The 15,935-nt window shown below is 65.5% G+C and carries 20 protein-coding genes; 12 read left to right on the top strand and 8 right to left on the bottom strand.

Annotated elements, in window-relative coordinates:
- The first annotated feature begins 66 nt into the window (after positions 1-66).
- Complete coding sequence (locus R5C80_RS04585) at positions 67-759, top strand: hypothetical protein (protein WP_023631093.1); 693 nt, start codon at positions 67-69, stop codon at positions 757-759.
- A gap of 93 nt (positions 760-852) precedes the next feature.
- On the opposite strand, the gene R5C80_RS04590 is transcribed toward R5C80_RS04585, so the two are convergent.
- Positions 853-1,314, bottom strand: a complete 462-nt coding sequence (locus R5C80_RS04590) for a sterol desaturase family protein (RefSeq protein ID WP_023631094.1) — start codon at positions 1,312-1,314, stop codon at positions 853-855.
- A gap of 75 nt (positions 1,315-1,389) precedes the next feature.
- Here R5C80_RS04590 and R5C80_RS04595 point away from each other — a divergent pair, with 75 nt between their 5' ends.
- Entirely contained in the window at positions 1,390-2,160 is a 771-nt protein-coding gene (locus R5C80_RS04595) for a class I SAM-dependent methyltransferase (RefSeq protein ID WP_110604613.1), read from the top strand.
- 337 nt (positions 2,161-2,497) lie between these two features.
- The gene (locus R5C80_RS04600; RefSeq protein ID WP_038706204.1) at positions 2,498-3,211 is read left to right on the top strand and encodes an MgtC/SapB family protein; all 714 of its coding nucleotides are present in this window, start codon (positions 2,498-2,500) and stop codon (positions 3,209-3,211) included.
- Here the strand turns inward: R5C80_RS04600 and dksA are convergent.
- The 3 genes from dksA to R5C80_RS04615 form a co-directional block, all read right to left on the bottom strand.
- Entirely contained in the window at positions 3,208-3,615 is a 408-nt protein-coding gene (gene dksA, locus R5C80_RS04605) for an RNA polymerase-binding protein DksA (protein WP_023633185.1), read from the bottom strand. The genes R5C80_RS04600 and dksA overlap by 4 nt on opposite strands.
- Before the next feature lie 90 nt (positions 3,616-3,705).
- Positions 3,706-5,043 (bottom strand): dihydroorotase, encoded by a 1,338-nt coding sequence (locus R5C80_RS04610; protein WP_110604611.1) that lies wholly within the window; start codon positions 5,041-5,043, stop codon positions 3,706-3,708.
- Between the two features lie 2 nt (positions 5,044-5,045).
- Positions 5,046-5,606 (bottom strand): carbonate dehydratase, encoded by a 561-nt coding sequence (locus R5C80_RS04615; RefSeq protein WP_046855480.1) that lies wholly within the window; start codon positions 5,604-5,606, stop codon positions 5,046-5,048.
- Positions 5,607-5,741: 135 nt separating this feature from the next.
- Here R5C80_RS04615 and R5C80_RS04620 point away from each other — a divergent pair, with 135 nt between their 5' ends.
- From R5C80_RS04620 to R5C80_RS04645, 6 genes are all read left to right on the top strand, one after another.
- Complete coding sequence (locus R5C80_RS04620; protein ID WP_110604610.1) at positions 5,742-6,251, top strand: GNAT family N-acetyltransferase; 510 nt, start codon at positions 5,742-5,744, stop codon at positions 6,249-6,251.
- Positions 6,252-6,315: 64 nt separating this feature from the next.
- Positions 6,316-7,944, top strand: a complete 1,629-nt coding sequence (locus R5C80_RS04625; protein WP_110604609.1) for an MFS transporter — start codon at positions 6,316-6,318, stop codon at positions 7,942-7,944.
- A complete protein-coding gene (locus R5C80_RS04630) occupies positions 7,941-9,074 on the top strand; it encodes an HlyD family secretion protein (RefSeq protein WP_110604608.1) in 1,134 nt (377 codons plus the stop codon). Before R5C80_RS04625 ends, R5C80_RS04630 begins: the two co-directional genes overlap by 4 nt.
- 218 nt (positions 9,075-9,292) lie before the next feature.
- Positions 9,293-9,925 carry a hypothetical protein gene (locus R5C80_RS04635; RefSeq protein ID WP_023632648.1) on the top strand — a complete coding sequence of 211 codons (633 nt, stop codon included), beginning with the start codon at positions 9,293-9,295 and terminating at the stop codon, positions 9,923-9,925.
- Positions 9,926-10,023: 98 nt separating this feature from the next.
- A complete protein-coding gene (locus R5C80_RS04640) occupies positions 10,024-10,236 on the top strand; it encodes a hypothetical protein (RefSeq protein WP_110604606.1) in 213 nt (70 codons plus the stop codon).
- An 86-nt stretch (positions 10,237-10,322) separates the two neighbouring features.
- Positions 10,323-10,904 (top strand): LysE family translocator, encoded by a 582-nt coding sequence (locus R5C80_RS04645; RefSeq protein ID WP_094010006.1) that lies wholly within the window; start codon positions 10,323-10,325, stop codon positions 10,902-10,904.
- A 50-nt stretch (positions 10,905-10,954) separates the two neighbouring features.
- Here R5C80_RS04645 and R5C80_RS04650 read toward each other — a convergent pair whose 3' ends face one another.
- Together R5C80_RS04650 and R5C80_RS04655 are read right to left on the bottom strand one after the other, a co-directional pair.
- Positions 10,955-11,731 (bottom strand): AraC family transcriptional regulator, encoded by a 777-nt coding sequence (locus tag R5C80_RS04650; RefSeq protein ID WP_110604605.1) that lies wholly within the window; start codon positions 11,729-11,731, stop codon positions 10,955-10,957.
- Positions 11,732-11,741: 10 nt separating this feature from the next.
- A complete protein-coding gene (locus R5C80_RS04655) occupies positions 11,742-12,284 on the bottom strand; it encodes a helix-turn-helix domain-containing protein (RefSeq protein ID WP_038706211.1) in 543 nt (180 codons plus the stop codon).
- A 154-nt stretch (positions 12,285-12,438) separates the two neighbouring features.
- On the opposite strand from R5C80_RS04655, the gene R5C80_RS04660 reads away from it, so the two are divergent.
- From R5C80_RS04660 to R5C80_RS04670, 3 genes are all read left to right on the top strand, one after another.
- The gene (locus R5C80_RS04660; RefSeq protein ID WP_038706212.1) at positions 12,439-13,221 is read left to right on the top strand and encodes an aldolase; all 783 of its coding nucleotides are present in this window, start codon (positions 12,439-12,441) and stop codon (positions 13,219-13,221) included.
- Positions 13,222-13,255: 34 nt separating this feature from the next.
- Positions 13,256-14,146 carry a dihydrodipicolinate synthase family protein gene (locus R5C80_RS04665; RefSeq protein ID WP_110604604.1) on the top strand — a complete coding sequence of 297 codons (891 nt, stop codon included), beginning with the start codon at positions 13,256-13,258 and terminating at the stop codon, positions 14,144-14,146.
- Positions 14,147-14,271: 125 nt separating this feature from the next.
- The gene (locus tag R5C80_RS04670; RefSeq protein ID WP_220036674.1) at positions 14,272-14,829 is read left to right on the top strand and encodes an RNA 2'-phosphotransferase; all 558 of its coding nucleotides are present in this window, start codon (positions 14,272-14,274) and stop codon (positions 14,827-14,829) included.
- Positions 14,830-14,883: 54 nt separating this feature from the next.
- Here R5C80_RS04670 and R5C80_RS04675 read toward each other — a convergent pair whose 3' ends face one another.
- Positions 14,884-15,156, bottom strand: a complete 273-nt coding sequence (locus tag R5C80_RS04675) for a DUF3077 domain-containing protein (RefSeq protein WP_110604602.1) — start codon at positions 15,154-15,156, stop codon at positions 14,884-14,886.
- A 27-nt stretch (positions 15,157-15,183) separates the two neighbouring features.
- Complete coding sequence (locus R5C80_RS04680) at positions 15,184-15,447, bottom strand: hypothetical protein (protein ID WP_110604601.1); 264 nt, start codon at positions 15,445-15,447, stop codon at positions 15,184-15,186.
- Positions 15,448-15,935 lie beyond the last annotated feature (488 nt).

Raw genomic sequence — 15,935 nt, forward strand, 5'->3', positions numbered from 1 at the left:
GACCGCCTTTTCCAACCGGTGCCGATGGCCGTACGAAGACGCTTTCCGTTTCCTCGCCTACTGCTGATGGCCGGCAGCCTGGCGTGCCTGGTTGCCTGCACCCAGCAGCAGGGCCGTGACATGCTCACCCAGTTCGGCAACGGCAAGCCCGACGAGCTGTTCCAGACCAGCGTCGACCGCATGGCCACCCTGGCCATGCGCGACAACCTGCAAAGCCTGTATCTGCTGATGAACAAGCTGTACCTGCGCAACCCCAACCAGTGGCGGCAATCGGGCTACCTCGACGCCACCACCGCGGCACGGCAGATCCGCATCGCCATCGAACAGCGCCAGCCCCTGGCGCAGTTGGGCGAGCGCCGCGACCTGGCGGCCTTGAGCTACGCCCTGAGCCCGGAGTTTCGCGGCGACCGGGTAGGCGCGTTCATCTATGCCATCGGCAGCATGCTGGTCACCGCCCATGGCGGGCGCACCGAGTTCTACATGACCGACACCCTCGACCCGTTGTTCATCCACAATGCCGCGCGCAACATCGAGAAGGCCACCTGGATGCTCGGCCAGCGCCAGGATGCCAATGGCGTGCTCCTGCTGTTTTCCAACGAAATCTCCGAGCAAGGCAGCAACCTCAGCTTCGCGGTGGAGTTCGGCAAGGTCGTCGCCCGCCTCGACCTGCTGGCGCAGATGCTTGACGAGCGCTATCGACGGATCGGCCTGAACTACGCGCAAAGCCTGCTGTTGATGAATTTCCTGCCGGTGCAATGAGCCGGGTCCGCCAGCAGAACGTCATCGTCGCAGCCCCTCGAGCGGCACGGTTGAGCCGTATCCGGTCCAACAGGCAAATGAGGCGCCAAGCAATCAACCCCGTCGCCGTTTCAGCTGCTGCTTCAACACCCGCAACGGCGGCGCATAGAAGAATCCGAACGACACGCTGCCCTGGCGGCCCTTCACCGCATGGTGCAGGCGATGAGCCCGGTACAGACGCTTGAGGTAGCGGTTGACCGGTTTCGGCGCCCTCGGCCAATGGCGGTGGAAGAATCCGTCATGGGCCAGCACGTAGGCCAGCCCATAGCCCGCCACGCCGCCACCAACCCATTGCAGCGGCGCGTGCCCAGCCTTGCCCAGCATCACCAGGGCAGCGGCGATAAGCCCGAGCGCCAGCAGGTAGAGGTCGTTGGTTTCCAGCATGCCCAGTTGCGGCTCGTGATGCGAGCGGTGCAGCCACCAGCCCCAGCCGTGCATGACGTACTTGTGGGCCAGCGTGCCGACGCCCTCCATGGCCACCAGGGTGCCGAACAGCACGGCGAGATTGAACAACATGTATCGGTCCGAGGGGGGTTGGCAACGAAAGGCGCAAGCGTACCATTGCCGTCAGGTCATTCAGAGGGATTTTCCATGAAGGATGTACACACCTCGGCCAGCACCGGCTACACCCGCCAGTCGGGCAACTACGAGCAAGGGCGGCCGGACTACCCCGTCGCCTTGCAGCACTGGTTACGCGACACCCTGGGCATCGGTGCCGACACCCCGGTGCTCGACCTGGGCGCCGGCACCGGCAAGTTCACCCGCCTGCTCAGCGCGCTGGCACCGCACCTGACGGCAGTGGAACCGGTGGCCGCCATGCGCGCACGCTTCCACGAACGGCTGCCCGACATCCCCGTGCTCGAGGGCACCGCACAGCACATCCCGCTGGCCGAGGCCAGCCAGCAGGTGCTGGTCTGCGCCCAGGCCTTCCACTGGTTCGCCGATGCCGCCGCCCTGGCGGAAATGCACCGTGTGCTGGCCCCCGGCGGCCGCCTGGGACTGATCTGGAACGTGCGCGACGAAACAGTGGACTGGGTGGCGCGGATCACCGAAATCATCACCCCCTACGAGGGTGACACGCCACGTTTTCACACCGGGCGCTGGCGCGAAGCCCTCGCCGGCAGCCGCTTCAGCACCCCGCAGCTGACCACCCTGCCCCATGCCCATGAGGGTGATCCACAGACCGTGATCCTCGAACGCCTGCGCTCGGTGAGCTTCATCGCCGCCCTGCCCCAGCCCGAACAAGACGAGGTCATGGGCCAGCTGCAAGCGCTGATCAACAACCATCCGGACCTCAAGGGCCGTGAGCGCATCGCCTTCCCTTACCGCACCCAGGCCTACGTCTGCCAGCGCCTGCCGTAACAGGATTGTCATGATTCATGCCTTGACCCCGCGCGGGTCGAGGCGTATGGTCCGCCGCGCATTCAAGCATCCCTCACCCAGGAGACCCCTGCATTGGACAGTAGCCCTAGTCGATTGCGACAGGCCCACACGGCGAGCTAGTCCGGCAGCGTTCCTGCCACTGTCTCGCCGTACTCGGTAGACGGTGGTTTCCTTCGGCCTTCCCTGGCTGAACATTCCTCCTTGCTTCCCAGCCCTGCCTCCGGCAAGGCGCGTGGTCCTGCGCATTCCTCGTTTGCAATCGCGCCGTCTCAAGCCGGCGCCCATGCGGGCCATCGCCCGCAGAACGGAGTTCGCTATGGATTGGAAAATCTTCCTGCTGCGCGTCAGCGTGGCCCTGCTGCTCGGCGCCCTGATCGGCGCCGAGCGTCAACTGCGCCAGCGCCTGACCGGCCTGCGCACCAACGCCCTGGTCAGCACCGGCGCCTGCCTGTTCGTGCTGATGACCCAGGCCGTACCGGGCATGGCGCCCACCGATGCCTCGCGCATCGCCGCCTACGTGGTGTCGGGCATCGGCTTTCTCGGCGGCGGCGTGATCATGCGCGACGGCTTCAACGTGCGTGGCCTGAATACCGCCGCCACCCTCTGGTGCACCGCCGCGGTTGGCGTGCTGTGCAGCCTCGGGCTGTTGCTGGAGGCGTCGCTGGGCAGCCTGGTGGTGCTGTGCGCCAACATCCTGCTGCGCGACCTCGCCCAGCGCCTCGACCGCCAGGACGTGCTGCCGGCCAGCGAAGTCGAGCAGCGCTACGAGGTGCGCATCGTCTGCCGCGCCGAGGACGAGATCCAGGTACGCAGCCTGATGCTGCACAGCCTCAGCGACCCGGGCCTGCGCTTGCAGTCGCTGCACAGCGAAGACCTGGCCGACCCAACACGGCTGGAGGTACGCGCCGAACTGCTCGGCACGCCGCAGGCACCAACCCAGTTGGAGCGCCTGGTCGGCCGGGTAAGCCTGGAGAAAGGCGTCAGCTCGGTGCGCTGGCAATTGCAGGTTCAGGGGCTGGCCTCTGACTAGACGTCGTCACGCACATGCCGCTCGCGCAGTTCCTGGCGCTCCTTGGCCTCGACGCACAAGGTCGCGGTGGGCCGCAGTAGCAGGCGGCGCAGACCGATCGGCTCACCGGTTTCCTCGCACCAGCCGTAGTCGCCCCGGGCCAGGCGCTCCAGCGCCTGGTCGATCTTGTCCAGCAGTTTCTTCTCCCGCTCCAGCGAGCGCAGTTGCCAGTGGCGCTCTTCTTCGGCGCTGCCGATGTCGGCGAGGTCGCTGTGCACCTCCTGCTCACGCAGGGCGCGGAACTCCTGTTCGATACGGCCCTGCAGCTCGCCGCGCTGGGCCAGCAGCAGGTTACGGAAGAATTGCCGCTGCGGCTCGTTCATGTAGGCGGCTGCAGGTTGTTGCAACAATTGCTCTTCAGTCATGGCAAGGTTCCGAAATGCTGGGCGCGCGCCGCGCCCCTTTCGCTGGCAAGCCAGCTCCCACAGGGGCTGCGCAGCGGCCCCCGGCTCAAATCAACGATCGAACATCAAGGGCAATCCCTGGCACGGGTCGCACACTTGGCCCTGGTGCCAGGCCAGTTGCCCCGACACCACCGTGCTACGTACCACATGGTGGAAGGCGCGCTGCTGGAACGGCGTCCAGCCGCAGCGCGCCAGGATCGGGTCGTCCGCCACGGCCCGTGGCCTGGCCAGGCGCTCGACGATGGCGAAGTCCGCCCAGTATCCCTCGCGCAGGAAACCGCGTTCGCGAATGGCGAACAGCTCGGCCACCGCGTGGCTGGTCTTGGTCACCACCTGGGCCATGCTCAGCACCCCTTCGCTGACCAGCTCCAGCGCCGCCGGCAGGGCGTGCTGCACCAGCGGCAGGCCTGACGGTGCGCGGGTATACACCCGCCGCTTTTCTTCCAGCGTATGCGGCGCGTGGTCGGTACCGATCACATCGATACGGTCGCGGGCCAGGGCGTTGCGCAGGGCATCGCGGTCGGTGCCGGTCTTGATCGCCGGATTGCACTTGATCAAGTGGCCGAGGCTGGCGTAGTCGCTGTCGTCGAACAGCAGGTGGTGCAGGCACACCTCAGCGGTGATGCGCTTGCCGCTCACCGGGCCGGGCGTGAACAACGCCAGCTCGCGCACCGTGGTCAGGTGCAGCACATGCAGGCGCGTGCCGAAGCGCCGGGCCAGCTGCACGGCCAGGCTCGAGGAGCGGTAGCAGGCGTCGGCATCGCGGATCAGCGGGTGCGCGGCCGGAGGGATGAATTCGCCGTGGCGCGCCCGCCACCACCCCTCGTTCTGCACAATGCTGGGCGTGTGCTCGCAATGGGCCAGGACGATGGTCGGCGCATAGACAAAGAGTTTTTCCAGCACCTGCGGATCATCCACCAGCATGTCGCCAGTGGACGCGCCCATGAACACCTTGATCCCGGCCACTTCGCGGGGGTCGAGGGCGGCAATGGTGTCGAGGTTGTCGCGGCTCACCCCGAAGTGAAAACAATAGTTGGCCCGTGAGCCTGCCGCCGCCCGGCGCTTCTTGTCGGCCAGCGCCTCCAGGGTCAACGTCGGCGGGTTGGTGTTGGGCATGTCCATGTAGCTGGTGATGCCCCCGGCCACCGCCGCCCGCGACTCGCTGGCAATACTGCCCTTGTGCGGCGCCCCCGGCTCGCGAAAATGCACCTGGTCGTCGATCATCCCTGGCAGCAACCAGGCGCCCTTGGCATCGATCTCCAGTGCCGCCCGGGCGTTGTCGAGGCTGCCGGCGATCCGTTCTATGCGCCCATGGCGCACCAGCAGGTCGGCTTCGAATTCACGCCCCTCGTTGACCAGCCGCGCATTGCGCACCAATAGCGTGTCCATGCTCAGAACTCGTTCTGCAAGGCCTTGTAGCCCTGGACCAGGTCGATATTGGTGCGCGCTACATCCTCGGAGAACTCCGAGGCAGACACGCTGACCGGCGGGTAGCGCTCCAGGTCGGTATGCGGGCCGATGTGCTCGGTGGGCGGCACGTAGAAGCGCGGCGGCAAGTCGCGGCCGTCGACCACCGAGTTGTGCCGCACCACGCTGCCATCACCGACCTTGCAGTTGAACAGCACGCTGTTGAAGCCGATGAACACCCGGTCGCCGACTTCGCACGGACCGTGGACGATGGAGCGGTGGGCGATCGAGCTGTACTGGCCGATGCGCACCGCCGCGCCGGATTTGGAATGGATCACCACGCCATCCTGGATATTGGAGTTGGCACCGATGACGATTGGCTGCATGTCGCCGCTGGCGTCCACCTCGTCGGCGCGGATGACCGCATAAGGGCCAACGAACACGTTGTCGTGGATGATCACCTTGCCGCAGATGATGGCGGTGTGGTCGATATAGGCCGATTCGGCAATTTGCGGAAGATGACCGGAGGGGTTTCTGCGGATCACGGTGAGGGTCCTGCCTGGAAGGAAGAATGCAAATGTTACGTTATAACAATTACATTGCAACACCTTCCCGCTTCGATCTGGCAAACTGCACGTTACTGCGCGTCAACGCCCGTGCCTGAAGGTCTTGTGTCCCCCATGCCTGTCCGCCCTACTCTCACCGATGATGTTCCAGCGCTTCCTGCCTTGGAGCGCTCCGCCGCCCAGGCATTCCGGCAGTTGCCGCACCTCGCCTGGCTGGCCGACAGCGACGTGATGAATGAAGCCGAACACCTGGCATTCGTGAGCGAAGGTTGCAGCTGGGTCGCAGTGGATGACCAGGGTCAGGTACTGGGTTTTCTCTGCGCCAGCATTGCCGACGACGCCTTGCACATCCATGAGCTGTCCGTGCGGCAAGAGGCCCAGGGCCAAGGCTTGGGCCGGCGCCTGCTGGACCAGGCACGGGCTGCCGCTCGCCTGAAGGGCCTGGCCTGGCTGACCCTGACCACCTTCGACGATGTCCCCTGGAATGCCCCGTTCTACGCGCGCTACGGCTTCGAACCCATCCCTGCGGCACGCTTGGACGCCCGCCTGCGCGCAATTCTCGCCAGCGAGCTGGCCCATGGCCTGGACCAGCGGTGCGCCATGCGCCTGCCGATCGACGCCTGAGCCCTGTTTTCATCCTCCTGGCCATTCACGTAGAGTCTGAACACCCGCGGTAACGGACAACCCGATGGACAAGTACGCCCCCCGCCAGTGGCTGCCACACGAAAAGCCCAGCCTGCCCGGTTCGCCCTCGACGCCACTGCACGCCCCGGCCAAGCGCCTGGCCTTCGGCGTGGTCGGCCTGCTGGTGGCCATCACCGGCGGCCTGGGCAACGCCCTGGTGGTGGCCAACTTGCCATTTCTGCAGGGCGCCCTTGGTGCCACCAGCGCGGAGATGGCCTGGCTGCCGGCGGCCTACGTGATGACCAACGTGTCGATGAACCTGTTGCTGGTGAAGTTTCGCCAGGAGTTCGGCCTGCGCGCCTTCACCGAAGTGTTCCTGGTGCTCTACGCACTGGTCACCCTCGCCCACCTGTTCGTCAACGACCTCAATTCGGCCATCGCCGTGCGTGCCGCCCATGGCATGGTCGGTGCCGCGCTGAGTTCGCTGGGGCTTTACTACATGATCCAGGCCTTCCCCGCGCAGTGGCGGCTCAAGGCGATGGTCCTCGGGCTGGGCGCCTCGCAGTTGGCCGTCCCCTTGGCCCGGGTGTTTTCCGAAGATCTGCTGCAGATCGCCGAGTGGCGCGGGCTGTACCTGTTCGAGCTGGGCCTGGCCCTTGCAGCGCTGGGCTGCGTGTTGTTGCTCAAGCTGCCGCCCGGCGATCGCTTCAAGACCTTCGAGCCACTGGACTTTCTCACTTTCACCCTGATGGCCAGCGGCACCGCCCTGCTCTGCGCGGCGCTGTCGCTGGGGCGCATCGACTGGTGGCTGGACGCGCCGTGGATCGGCGTCGCCCTGGCCGGCGCCATTGCCCTGATCCTCTCGGGCCTGGCCATCGAGCACAACCGCAGCAACCCGTTGCTGATGACCCGCTGGCTGGGCAGTGGCGCGATCATTCGCCTGGCGCTGTGCGTGATTCTGATCCGCATGGTGATTTCCGAGCAGTCCACCGGCGCGGTGGGTTTCCTCCAGGCACTTAACATGGGCAACGAGCAGATGCGCGCGCTTTACGCGGTGATGCTGCTGGGCGCGATCACCGGCCTTGCCACCAGCGTGTTGACCATCAACCCCACGCACCTGGTACTGCCGCTGTTCATCTCCCTGGCCGCAATGGCCACCGGCGCGTTCATGGACAGTGGCTCTACCAACCTGACCCGGCCGGCACAGATGTACCTCAGCCAGTTCCTGCTGGCCTTCGGCAGCACCTTCTTCGTCGGCCCGTCGATGGCGCTGGGCATCAGCCATGTGCGCGCCAACCCGCGCAACCTGGTGAGCTTCTCGGTGCTGTTCGGCATCTGCAACAACCTCGGCGGGCTGATTGGCTCGGCACTGCTGGGCACCTTCCAGACGGTGCGGGAGAAATTCCACTCCAGCCAGCTGATGGACCGCCTGAGTGCCCTGGAACCCCTGGTCAGCGCCCGGGTCCAGGGGGGTGGCGCCGGTTATGCCGGGGTGCTGGCCGACCCTGCGCTGCGCAACGAGGCGGGCATGCGCCTGCTGGCCAACGCCGCGACCCGCGAGGCCAATGTGCTGGCCTACAACGATGTGTTCATGCTGATCGGCGCCATCGCTATCCTGACCATGATCTGGATCTTCATCCGCAGCCTGTACCTGCGCTATACCCACTCCACCAGCGGTGCCTCCAACCGATGACCCAGGAAACGCCAACGACCACCACCACCGCCATCGCCGAAACCCCGGAAGGCAGCGCGCCCCCGAGCGAGCCGACCAGCCCGGCACGTACCCGGCGGGTACGCCTGCTGTCATCGCTGAGCTTCGCCGCCGTGGCCCTGACCGGCATCCTGCTGGTGCTCTACGCCTGGCGCCTGCCGCCATTCAGCAGCGCCATCGAAAGCACCGAGAACGCGCTGGTGCGCGGCCAGGTGACGATCATCGGCCCTCAGCTGGGCGGCTACATCGTCGAGGTGCCGGTGCACGACTTCCAGTTCGTCAAACAGGGCGACCTGCTGGTGCGCCTGGACGACCGCATCTACACCCAACGCCTGGCCCAGGCCGTTGCCCAGCTCAAGCAGCAACAGGCGGCGCTGGCCAACAACCTACAGCAGCGCAACAGCGCCGAGGCCACCATTGCCCAGCGCCAGGCCGCGATCGCCGACGCCGCCGCCCAGGCCGACAAGGCCCGCGCCGACCTGCAACGCAACCAGGCGCTGGTAAGCGACGGCTCGGTATCACGCCGTGAACTGGACCTGAGCCGCGCCAGCCAGGCCGCCGCCGTCGCCAGCCTGGCCCAGGCCAGGGCCGCACTGGAAATCGCCCGCCAGGACCGCGAAACGGTGGTCGTCAATCGCGCTGCGCTGGAAGCTTCGGTGGAAAACGCCAAGGCCGCGGTGGAGCTGGCCCGCATCGACCTGGACAACACCCGGGTCAAGGCGCCACGTGACGGCCAGCTGGGGCAGATCGGCACCCGCCTGGGCGCCTACGTCAACCCCGGTGCGCAGTTGATGGCACTGGTGCCGGACACCCTGTGGGTGATCGCCAACCTGAAGGAGACGCAGATGGCCAACGTGCGCATCGGCCAGCCGGCGATCTTCACCGTCGATGCGCTCGATCATCTGAAACTGCGCGGTCACGTGCAGCAGATCTCGCCGGCCACTGGCTCCGAGTTCGCCTTGTTGCAGGCCGACAACGCCACCGGCAACTTCGTCAAGATCGCCCAGCGCATCCCGGTGCGGATCACCGTCGATGGCGACCAGCCCGAGGCCAGGCACCTGCGGCCAGGGATGTCGGTGGTGGTGAGCATCGATACCCGGGAGGCGCAGTAAGCGACGGGTCCGACGGCGCCGGGGCGGAACCAGCAGAGTATGGCTGAACACCCACCGTTTGCCGGTTGGCCGCCAGTCGGTGCCAAAGGCAGGCTTTGCCAAACAGCGCACAGCACGGGCGATATGTCGTCGTGCCACGATTGCGGCCGCTCTGGCCCGCGGGTTCTAATCCTGGCCTGCGCTCCACCCAGCAATTGGCAATACAAGGAAGCCTTACAATGGACAGGAAGATCATACCGCTGGCGTTGCTGGCGACCCTGGTCGGCTGCTCGGACAACCAGCAGCCCCGCGAAGCCGACCTGCGCCAGGCTGCCCAAGCCTACCTCGACAGCCAGTACCCGCACTGTTTCGTGATCAGTGCCTTCCCCACCCGCACCCGTGACTTCGATGTCGAAGGCACCAATCAGGCCCTGCACGCCCTGGCCCAGGTCGGCGTGGTCAGCGAACGGGAAGTTGCCCGTACCGAAGTCCCTGAGCGGCTGTGGCAGCCGGCACGCACCGACATCTACTACGCCTACGACCTCACCGACGAGGGCCGCCGCTACTACAAGGCCGATGCAAGGCGCAAAGCGAACGGCACCAGCACCGGCGGGCTATGCTTCGGCAAGGCCCAGGTCACCGCCATCAACAGCGTCGGCAAGCCTACCGAACAGGATGGGCGCAAGCAGTCGCAGGTGAGCTACAGCTACCAGGTGAACGAACTGCCGACCTGGGCCAGCGACGCGGCGGTCCAGGCCGGCATCGCAGGCCTCGGCCAGGCGGCCGCCAGTGCTGCCAAGCCGCTGGAGGAAACCCGCGCCATGGTGCTCACGGACCACGGATGGGTGCACGAGCAACTGCTGGCCAACTGATCAAGTTGTTAATCCTGGGAAAATCTGCGCACGCCATCCTTGCCTCAACCCGGCCGCCTGGCGGCCGTTTGTCAGGTCAATCGATGGAGACCCCAGTGATGAAAACCCTAACCTGTGCACTCGCCCTGCTGGCAACGATCTCGGCCACCTCGGCCTTTGCCGAAGGCGGCGCCGACCGCCTCAAGGAACGCAGCGACCAATGGGCGCTGCAACGCCAGCAGGCCGAGCAGATCGCCAAGGGTGACGCCCAGCCGCCCACCCAGCAGCAAGCCCAGCAGACCCAGGACAGCGCCAACACACCCTCCAGCTGATAGGCCCCTTGGGCATTTTTGTTCAATACCCGCGCCGCGGCCTCGGGCAGGATAGCCGCACTATCCTCGCCACAAGGAAACACCCGATGAGCCTGACACTGTCCATGGCGGCCTTCGCCCTGGCCGCCTCCATCTCCCCCGGCCCGGTCAACATCGTCGCCCTCGGCAGCGGCGCGCGCCATGGCCTGCGGGCCAGCATCGGGCATGCGGCCGGTGCCACCCTGGGCTTCTGCCTGCTGCTGGTGCTGGTGGGGCTGGGCGTGCATGAGCTGCTGTTGCGCTGGCCGTTGCTGGGGCAGCTGTTGCATTGGGGCGGGGTGCTGTTTTTGCTGTACATGGCATGGAAGCTGGCCAGCGACGACGGCGCGCTGGGCGCCGAGGATGGCAAGCGGGCGCCAAGCGCCTGGCACGGCGCGGCCATGCAGTGGCTGAGCCCCAAGGCCTGGCTGGCGGCCGTGGCCGGCATCGGCGCCTATACCGGCGGCGAGCAGCAGCTGCTGTGGCTGTTCACCTGGATCTACGGGCCGATCTGCTTCGTCTCCGTGGCCAGTTGGGCCTGGGCCGGCAGCGTGATCCGCCAGTACCTGGCCGAGCCTTGGCGGATGCGTCTGCTCAATCGGGTGCTGGCGGGGTTGCTGGTGGCGAGCGCGGTGTACCTGATGGTATGAGGTTGACGGTTCGTGTCCTATCGCGGGGCAAGCCCGCTCCCACGTGCTATTCAGCCGTTGCGATAGTGGCCCGGCGTGGTCGCCAGGTGTCGCTTGAAGGCCCGCTGCAGATGCGCCTGGTCGGCGAACCCCGCCTCCAGCGCCACCTCGGCGATGGCCCTGCCTGCGCGCAACTGCGCCCGGGCATGCTGCACCCGCTGGTCGAGCAGGTAGGCGTGCGGCGATAGCCCGAAGCGCTTGCCGAATGCACGGGTCAGGTAGGCCCGTGACAAGCCTGCCGCAGCGCAGATGTCCTCAAGTGTCAGCGGATCCAGACGGTGGGTGCGAATGAACGCGGCGGCCATCTCCAGGCGTGGATGCGACTGTGGGTGACGCGCCGCGCCTCCCTCGAGATAACCTGGCAGTTCTGCGAAAAACGTCGCCAGCCGCTCGGCCTTGTCCAGCGCCTCGCTGTCGAGCAGCCCGGCGAACAGGTCGAGCAACCGCCCGTACAGCGCAGTCGACGTGCTCAATGTCGCTGCCGGCAGTTCGAACCCTCGGGCCTGCAACCACGGCAAATCAACGAACAGCATCAGGTAGGACCAAGGCTCGCCCTGGAGGGGGTTGCAGGTGTGCACCACCCCTGGGTTCATGAGCACCGTGGTCCCCACGGCCACCTCATGCCGTGCATCACCGGTCAGGTATGTGCTGCGCCCGCCGGTGATCACGCCGATGGAAAAGCTCGCGTGGGAATGCGCGGTGTAGCACACCTGGCGGCCATCCCCGACCAGACGTGCCTCGACGAAGGGCAATGCCGGATCACGCCAGAACCGCGAGACCTCGATCATCGCCCCACCCTCACCCTTCGCCGCCCTGCACCACCACCAGCAACTGCGCCTGGCGCTCGCCGACCGAACGCAGGCGGTGCGGGGTCTGGGCATTGAAATGCAAGGCGTCGCCGGCCTCCAGCAGCACCCGCTCGCTCATGAAGTCCACCTCCACCTGCCCTTCGTGGACGAACAGGAACTCCTCGCCCTCGTGTTCCTTGAAGGTCGGGTCACTGAATTCGGTCGGCGGCTGGATCAAAAACGGCAACAGGCTGCGCTGGCCAACCTGCGAAGTCAGCACCGCATACCCAGGCCCCTCGCCGCCGCCCACCAGCGCCTGGCGCTCGCCGCGGCGCACCAGGCTGTAGCGCGCCTGGCCGTCATGCTCGCCGTCGAACAGTTCCTCGACATTGACGTTCAACGCCCGCGCCAGCTTCAGCGCCGCAGCGATCGACGGCGTGTTGAGGCCACGCTCGACCTTGGACAGGTAGCTCTTGGTCATGCCGGATTTCTCGGCCAGCTGCTCAAGGGTGATGCCCAGTTTCTTTCTCAGCAGTTTCAGTCGGATAGACATGTGAAGCGGGTTTCCCGAACAAACGCACTTGCGCATGACACTTTGTGTCATATAGGATTATTTGTGTCATCTGATGGTTCGCCCCCTCACCGTCCAAAGCTCGGGGGCGAGCCAGCCCTGACATCCGTCATCACGCCACAGAGGAAAGATCCCCATGGCCAATACCCTTACCCTCAGCAAAGACCAGCTGGTGCAAAAGGCACTGACACAGATGCAAGGCTCGCTTGCCGATAATACGTGGACTGTGCGCGAAAAGCTGGCCCTGACCTGCCGAATTCTCTTCGATAACGGCCACGACTCGGGCCTGGCCGGGCAGATCAGCGCCCGTGGCCCGCAACCGGGCACCTTCTACACCCAACAACTGGGCCTGGGCTTCGACGAGATCACCGCCAGCAACCTGCTGTTGGTCAACGAAGACCTCGAAGTGCTGGAAGGCGAAGGCATGCCCAACCCCGCCAACCGCTTCCACAGCTGGGTGTACCGCGCCCGCCCCGACGTCAACTGCATCATCCACACCCACCCCACCCACGTCGCCGCGCTGTCGATGCTGGAAGTGCCGCTGCAGGTCTCGCACATGGACCTCTGCCCGCTCTACGAAGACTGCGCATTCCTCGAAGCCTGGCCAGGCGTGCCGGTGGGTAACGAGGAAGGCGAAATCATCAGCGCCGCCCTGGGCGACAAGCGCGCCATCCTGCTCTCGCACCACGGCCAGCTGTCCACCGGCACCAGCATCGAGCAGGCCTGCGTCTATGCCCAACTGATCGAGCGCGCCGCGCGCCTGCAACTGCTGGCGATGGCCGCCGGCACCATCAAGCCGATCGCCCCGGAACTGGGCCGCGACGCCCACGACTGGATCGACCGGCCCAAGCGCCACGGCGCCGCCTTCAACTACTACGCCCGGCAGGCCCTGCGCAGCCACGCCGATTGCCTGAACTGATCCCTTTTACGCCTTGCTTGCGGAGCCTTGCACAATGACTAATCAATTCCACGGCATCATCGGCTACACCATCACCCCGTTCAGCGCCGACGGCGAACAGCTCGACCTGCCCGCGCTGGGCCAGTCCATCGACCGCCTGATCGCAGGCGGCGCCCACGCCATCGCCCCGCTGGGCAGCACCGGCGAAGGTGCCTACCTGAGCGACAGCGAATGGCAGCAGGTCGCCCAGTACAGCCTGGAGCGCATCGCCAAGCGCGTGCCGAGCATCGTCAGCGTCTCCGACCTGACCACCGCCGGCGCCGTGCGCCGCGCCCGCTTTGCCCAGCAGCACGGCGCCGACGCGGTAATGGTGCTGCCGGCCGCGTACTGGAAGCTCAGCGAAGCCGAGATCCTCCAGCACTACCGCGCCATCGGCGCGGCCATCGACATCCCGATCATGCTCTACAACAACCCGGCCACCAGCGGCACCGACATGCCGGTGGAACTGATCCTGCGCATCGTGCGCGAGGTGGACAACGTGACCATGGTCAAGGAGAGCACCGGCGACATCCAGCGCATGCACAAGCTGCAACTGCTCGGTGAGGGCCAGGTGCCGTTCTACAACGGCTGCAACCCGCTGGCACTGGAAGCCTTCGTTGCCGGTGCCACGGGCTGGTGCACGGCGGCGGCCAACCTGATTCCCGAACTGAACCTGCGGCTGTACCAGGCGGTGCAGAGCGGTGAGCAGGAACAGGCCAAGGCGCTGTTCTACCGCCAGCTGCCGCTGCTCGATTTCATCCTCAAGGGCGGCTTGCCGGCGACCATCAAGGCTGGCCTTGAGATGACCGGGCTACCGGTCGGCGAGCCACGGCGGCCGGTGTTCGGGCTGGATGCCGAAGGCCGCGACAAACTGAAGACGCTGCTCGACGCTTTGCGTCAGGGTTGATGTAACAAACGCACCTGTGGGAGTTCGCTTCCACAGGTCATTGCACACACTTGAGAAGCCCACCCCAAACCCGGAGAATGCCCCCCGACCCAAACGACCAGAAGCCATGGAAAAGGACCTTTCCAGTGAACCAGAAACAACGCGACACCCTCAGCAAGTTCCTCAGCTACGTACTGCGCCACGCCCCCGAATCCATCGAATTGTCCCTCGACCGCGACGGCTGGGCCGATGTCGACGCGCTGATCCACGGCGCCGGCCGGCAAGGTCATGTCTTCGACCTGCACGCCCTGCGTGAAGTGGTCGAGACCAATGACAAACGCCGTTTCACCCTCTCCGACGATGGCCGCCGCATCCGCGCCGCCCAAGGCCACAGCAGCAACCAGGTCGAAGTGCGACACGTCGCCAAGGCGCCACCCGCCCTGCTCTATCACGGCACCGCCAGCCGTTTCCTGGCCTCCATCGAAGCACAGGGCCTGATACCGGGCAGCCGACACCATGTGCACCTGAGCGAGGATCCGCAGACTGCGTTGACGGTGGGCAAGCGCTATGGCCAGCCGGTGCTGCTCACGGTCGATACCCAGGCCATGTGCGCAGCGGGAGCAGTGTTCTATCAAGCGGATAACGGTGTCTGGCTGGTAGACCAGGTGCCGCCGGTGTATCTGTCACACCAGGCAGAAGAATAAGCCGGCAGGAACGGCCTTGTGCCGCACCTGCAGGCGGACGCGGAGATCCGTGGGCTAATGCGCCATCCCCAGTTCCGCATCATCCATCAGTGCCTTGGCCAGAGCACTGAGATAGTGCGCAGCCCAGACCATTCGCGGGTCTTCATCCATCACCCCGACCAAGGTCAGGTGCCGCACGTAGTCCATCAGCTCCGACGCCTGTTCGCGGGCATGCTGGCAAGGGATGCCAGGCTCGATGCAGAACAGCGGCTGGGCATCCTTGCCCTCGCCCTGGTAGAAACGGGTCTTGCCCGGCGTGAACTGGGTCTTGCCATCGTCTGTGGTCATGATCGATCTCCCTGAAAACGTCGTCGGCTAGTGCAGCGTGCGGGGCTCGCCCGGCGCTTGGGCCGAGTGCTGTACCTGGGTCAGGGCGGATTCGAGCAACGTGCGCACCGCCTCCATCTCGTGGGCGGCGGCCAGCATCAGGATCGCGCCGGGCGACCGGGGCTTGAGCTGCACGGCCTGGTTGGCCACCGTGAGGGCGCAGAAGGCGTACTCGATGGCGCGTACCAAGGTGTCTTCGAGGAAGTGGGCGTGGTCTTGGGGGGAAGGTGGATCGGGGACAATCTTCAGCATGCTCGTACTCCAACAATGGTTGAGGGTTGAGCTGTCAGCTGAGCTGCTGTCAAACAGTCGGGTGGCAGCTGTACGCGGGTTGACAGACCGAGATTGTTGGCACTCGGCGCACACTAGGTGCCCACACGTACAGCCGCCATTGAGCGAATGCACACGAGGACAACAATCGACGGTCTGTCAAAACCGACCGCTGAATTGGCAGCGGCTGGTCGAGACTAGAAGCCGAGGTGGCCTGGGGCAAGGGCTGAAAGGCGGTAAAAGCATGCTTCGGAAATGGACTACAAGGAATAAGGAAATTCCGATTCACCGAAGCCAATACAGACTGTCGAAACCAGGAAAATTCTACCGACGCATTGCACCAATCGCAGCTGTCATTCCTGCTCTTCCAGCGAGTTGTTCACGTTGCTCTATGGTTTTTCGCGGTTTACCCAGTCAATGCGCTGCGTCATTTGATCACCTGTTCACACCTATGTGCATGATGGCGCCCT

The sequence above is a fragment of the Pseudomonas sp. On1 genome (assembly GCF_033783325.1).

Coding starts and splice junctions, on each gene's coding strand:
- R5C80_RS04585 (WP_023631093.1), top strand. CDS start 67: ATGGCCGGCAGCCTGGCGTGCCTGGTTGCCTGCACCCAGCAGCAGGGC.
- R5C80_RS04590 (WP_023631094.1), bottom strand. CDS start 1,314: ATGTTGTTCAATCTCGCCGTGCTGTTCGGCACCCTGGTGGCCATGGAG.
- R5C80_RS04595 (WP_110604613.1), top strand. CDS start 1,390: ATGAAGGATGTACACACCTCGGCCAGCACCGGCTACACCCGCCAGTCG.
- R5C80_RS04600 (WP_038706204.1), top strand. CDS start 2,498: ATGGATTGGAAAATCTTCCTGCTGCGCGTCAGCGTGGCCCTGCTGCTC.
- dksA (WP_023633185.1), bottom strand. CDS start 3,615: ATGACTGAAGAGCAATTGTTGCAACAACCTGCAGCCGCCTACATGAAC.
- R5C80_RS04610 (WP_110604611.1), bottom strand. CDS start 5,043: ATGGACACGCTATTGGTGCGCAATGCGCGGCTGGTCAACGAGGGGCGT.
- R5C80_RS04620 (WP_110604610.1), top strand. CDS start 5,742: ATGCCTGTCCGCCCTACTCTCACCGATGATGTTCCAGCGCTTCCTGCC.
- R5C80_RS04625 (WP_110604609.1), top strand. CDS start 6,316: ATGGACAAGTACGCCCCCCGCCAGTGGCTGCCACACGAAAAGCCCAGC.
- R5C80_RS04630 (WP_110604608.1), top strand. CDS start 7,941: ATGACCCAGGAAACGCCAACGACCACCACCACCGCCATCGCCGAAACC.
- R5C80_RS04635 (WP_023632648.1), top strand. CDS start 9,293: ATGGACAGGAAGATCATACCGCTGGCGTTGCTGGCGACCCTGGTCGGC.
- R5C80_RS04640 (WP_110604606.1), top strand. CDS start 10,024: ATGAAAACCCTAACCTGTGCACTCGCCCTGCTGGCAACGATCTCGGCC.
- R5C80_RS04645 (WP_094010006.1), top strand. CDS start 10,323: ATGAGCCTGACACTGTCCATGGCGGCCTTCGCCCTGGCCGCCTCCATC.
- R5C80_RS04650 (WP_110604605.1), bottom strand. CDS start 11,731: ATGATCGAGGTCTCGCGGTTCTGGCGTGATCCGGCATTGCCCTTCGTC.
- R5C80_RS04655 (WP_038706211.1), bottom strand. CDS start 12,284: ATGTCTATCCGACTGAAACTGCTGAGAAAGAAACTGGGCATCACCCTT.
- R5C80_RS04660 (WP_038706212.1), top strand. CDS start 12,439: ATGGCCAATACCCTTACCCTCAGCAAAGACCAGCTGGTGCAAAAGGCA.
- R5C80_RS04665 (WP_110604604.1), top strand. CDS start 13,256: ATGACTAATCAATTCCACGGCATCATCGGCTACACCATCACCCCGTTC.
- R5C80_RS04675 (WP_110604602.1), bottom strand. CDS start 15,156: ATGACCACAGACGATGGCAAGACCCAGTTCACGCCGGGCAAGACCCGT.
- R5C80_RS04680 (WP_110604601.1), bottom strand. CDS start 15,447: ATGCTGAAGATTGTCCCCGATCCACCTTCCCCCCAAGACCACGCCCAC.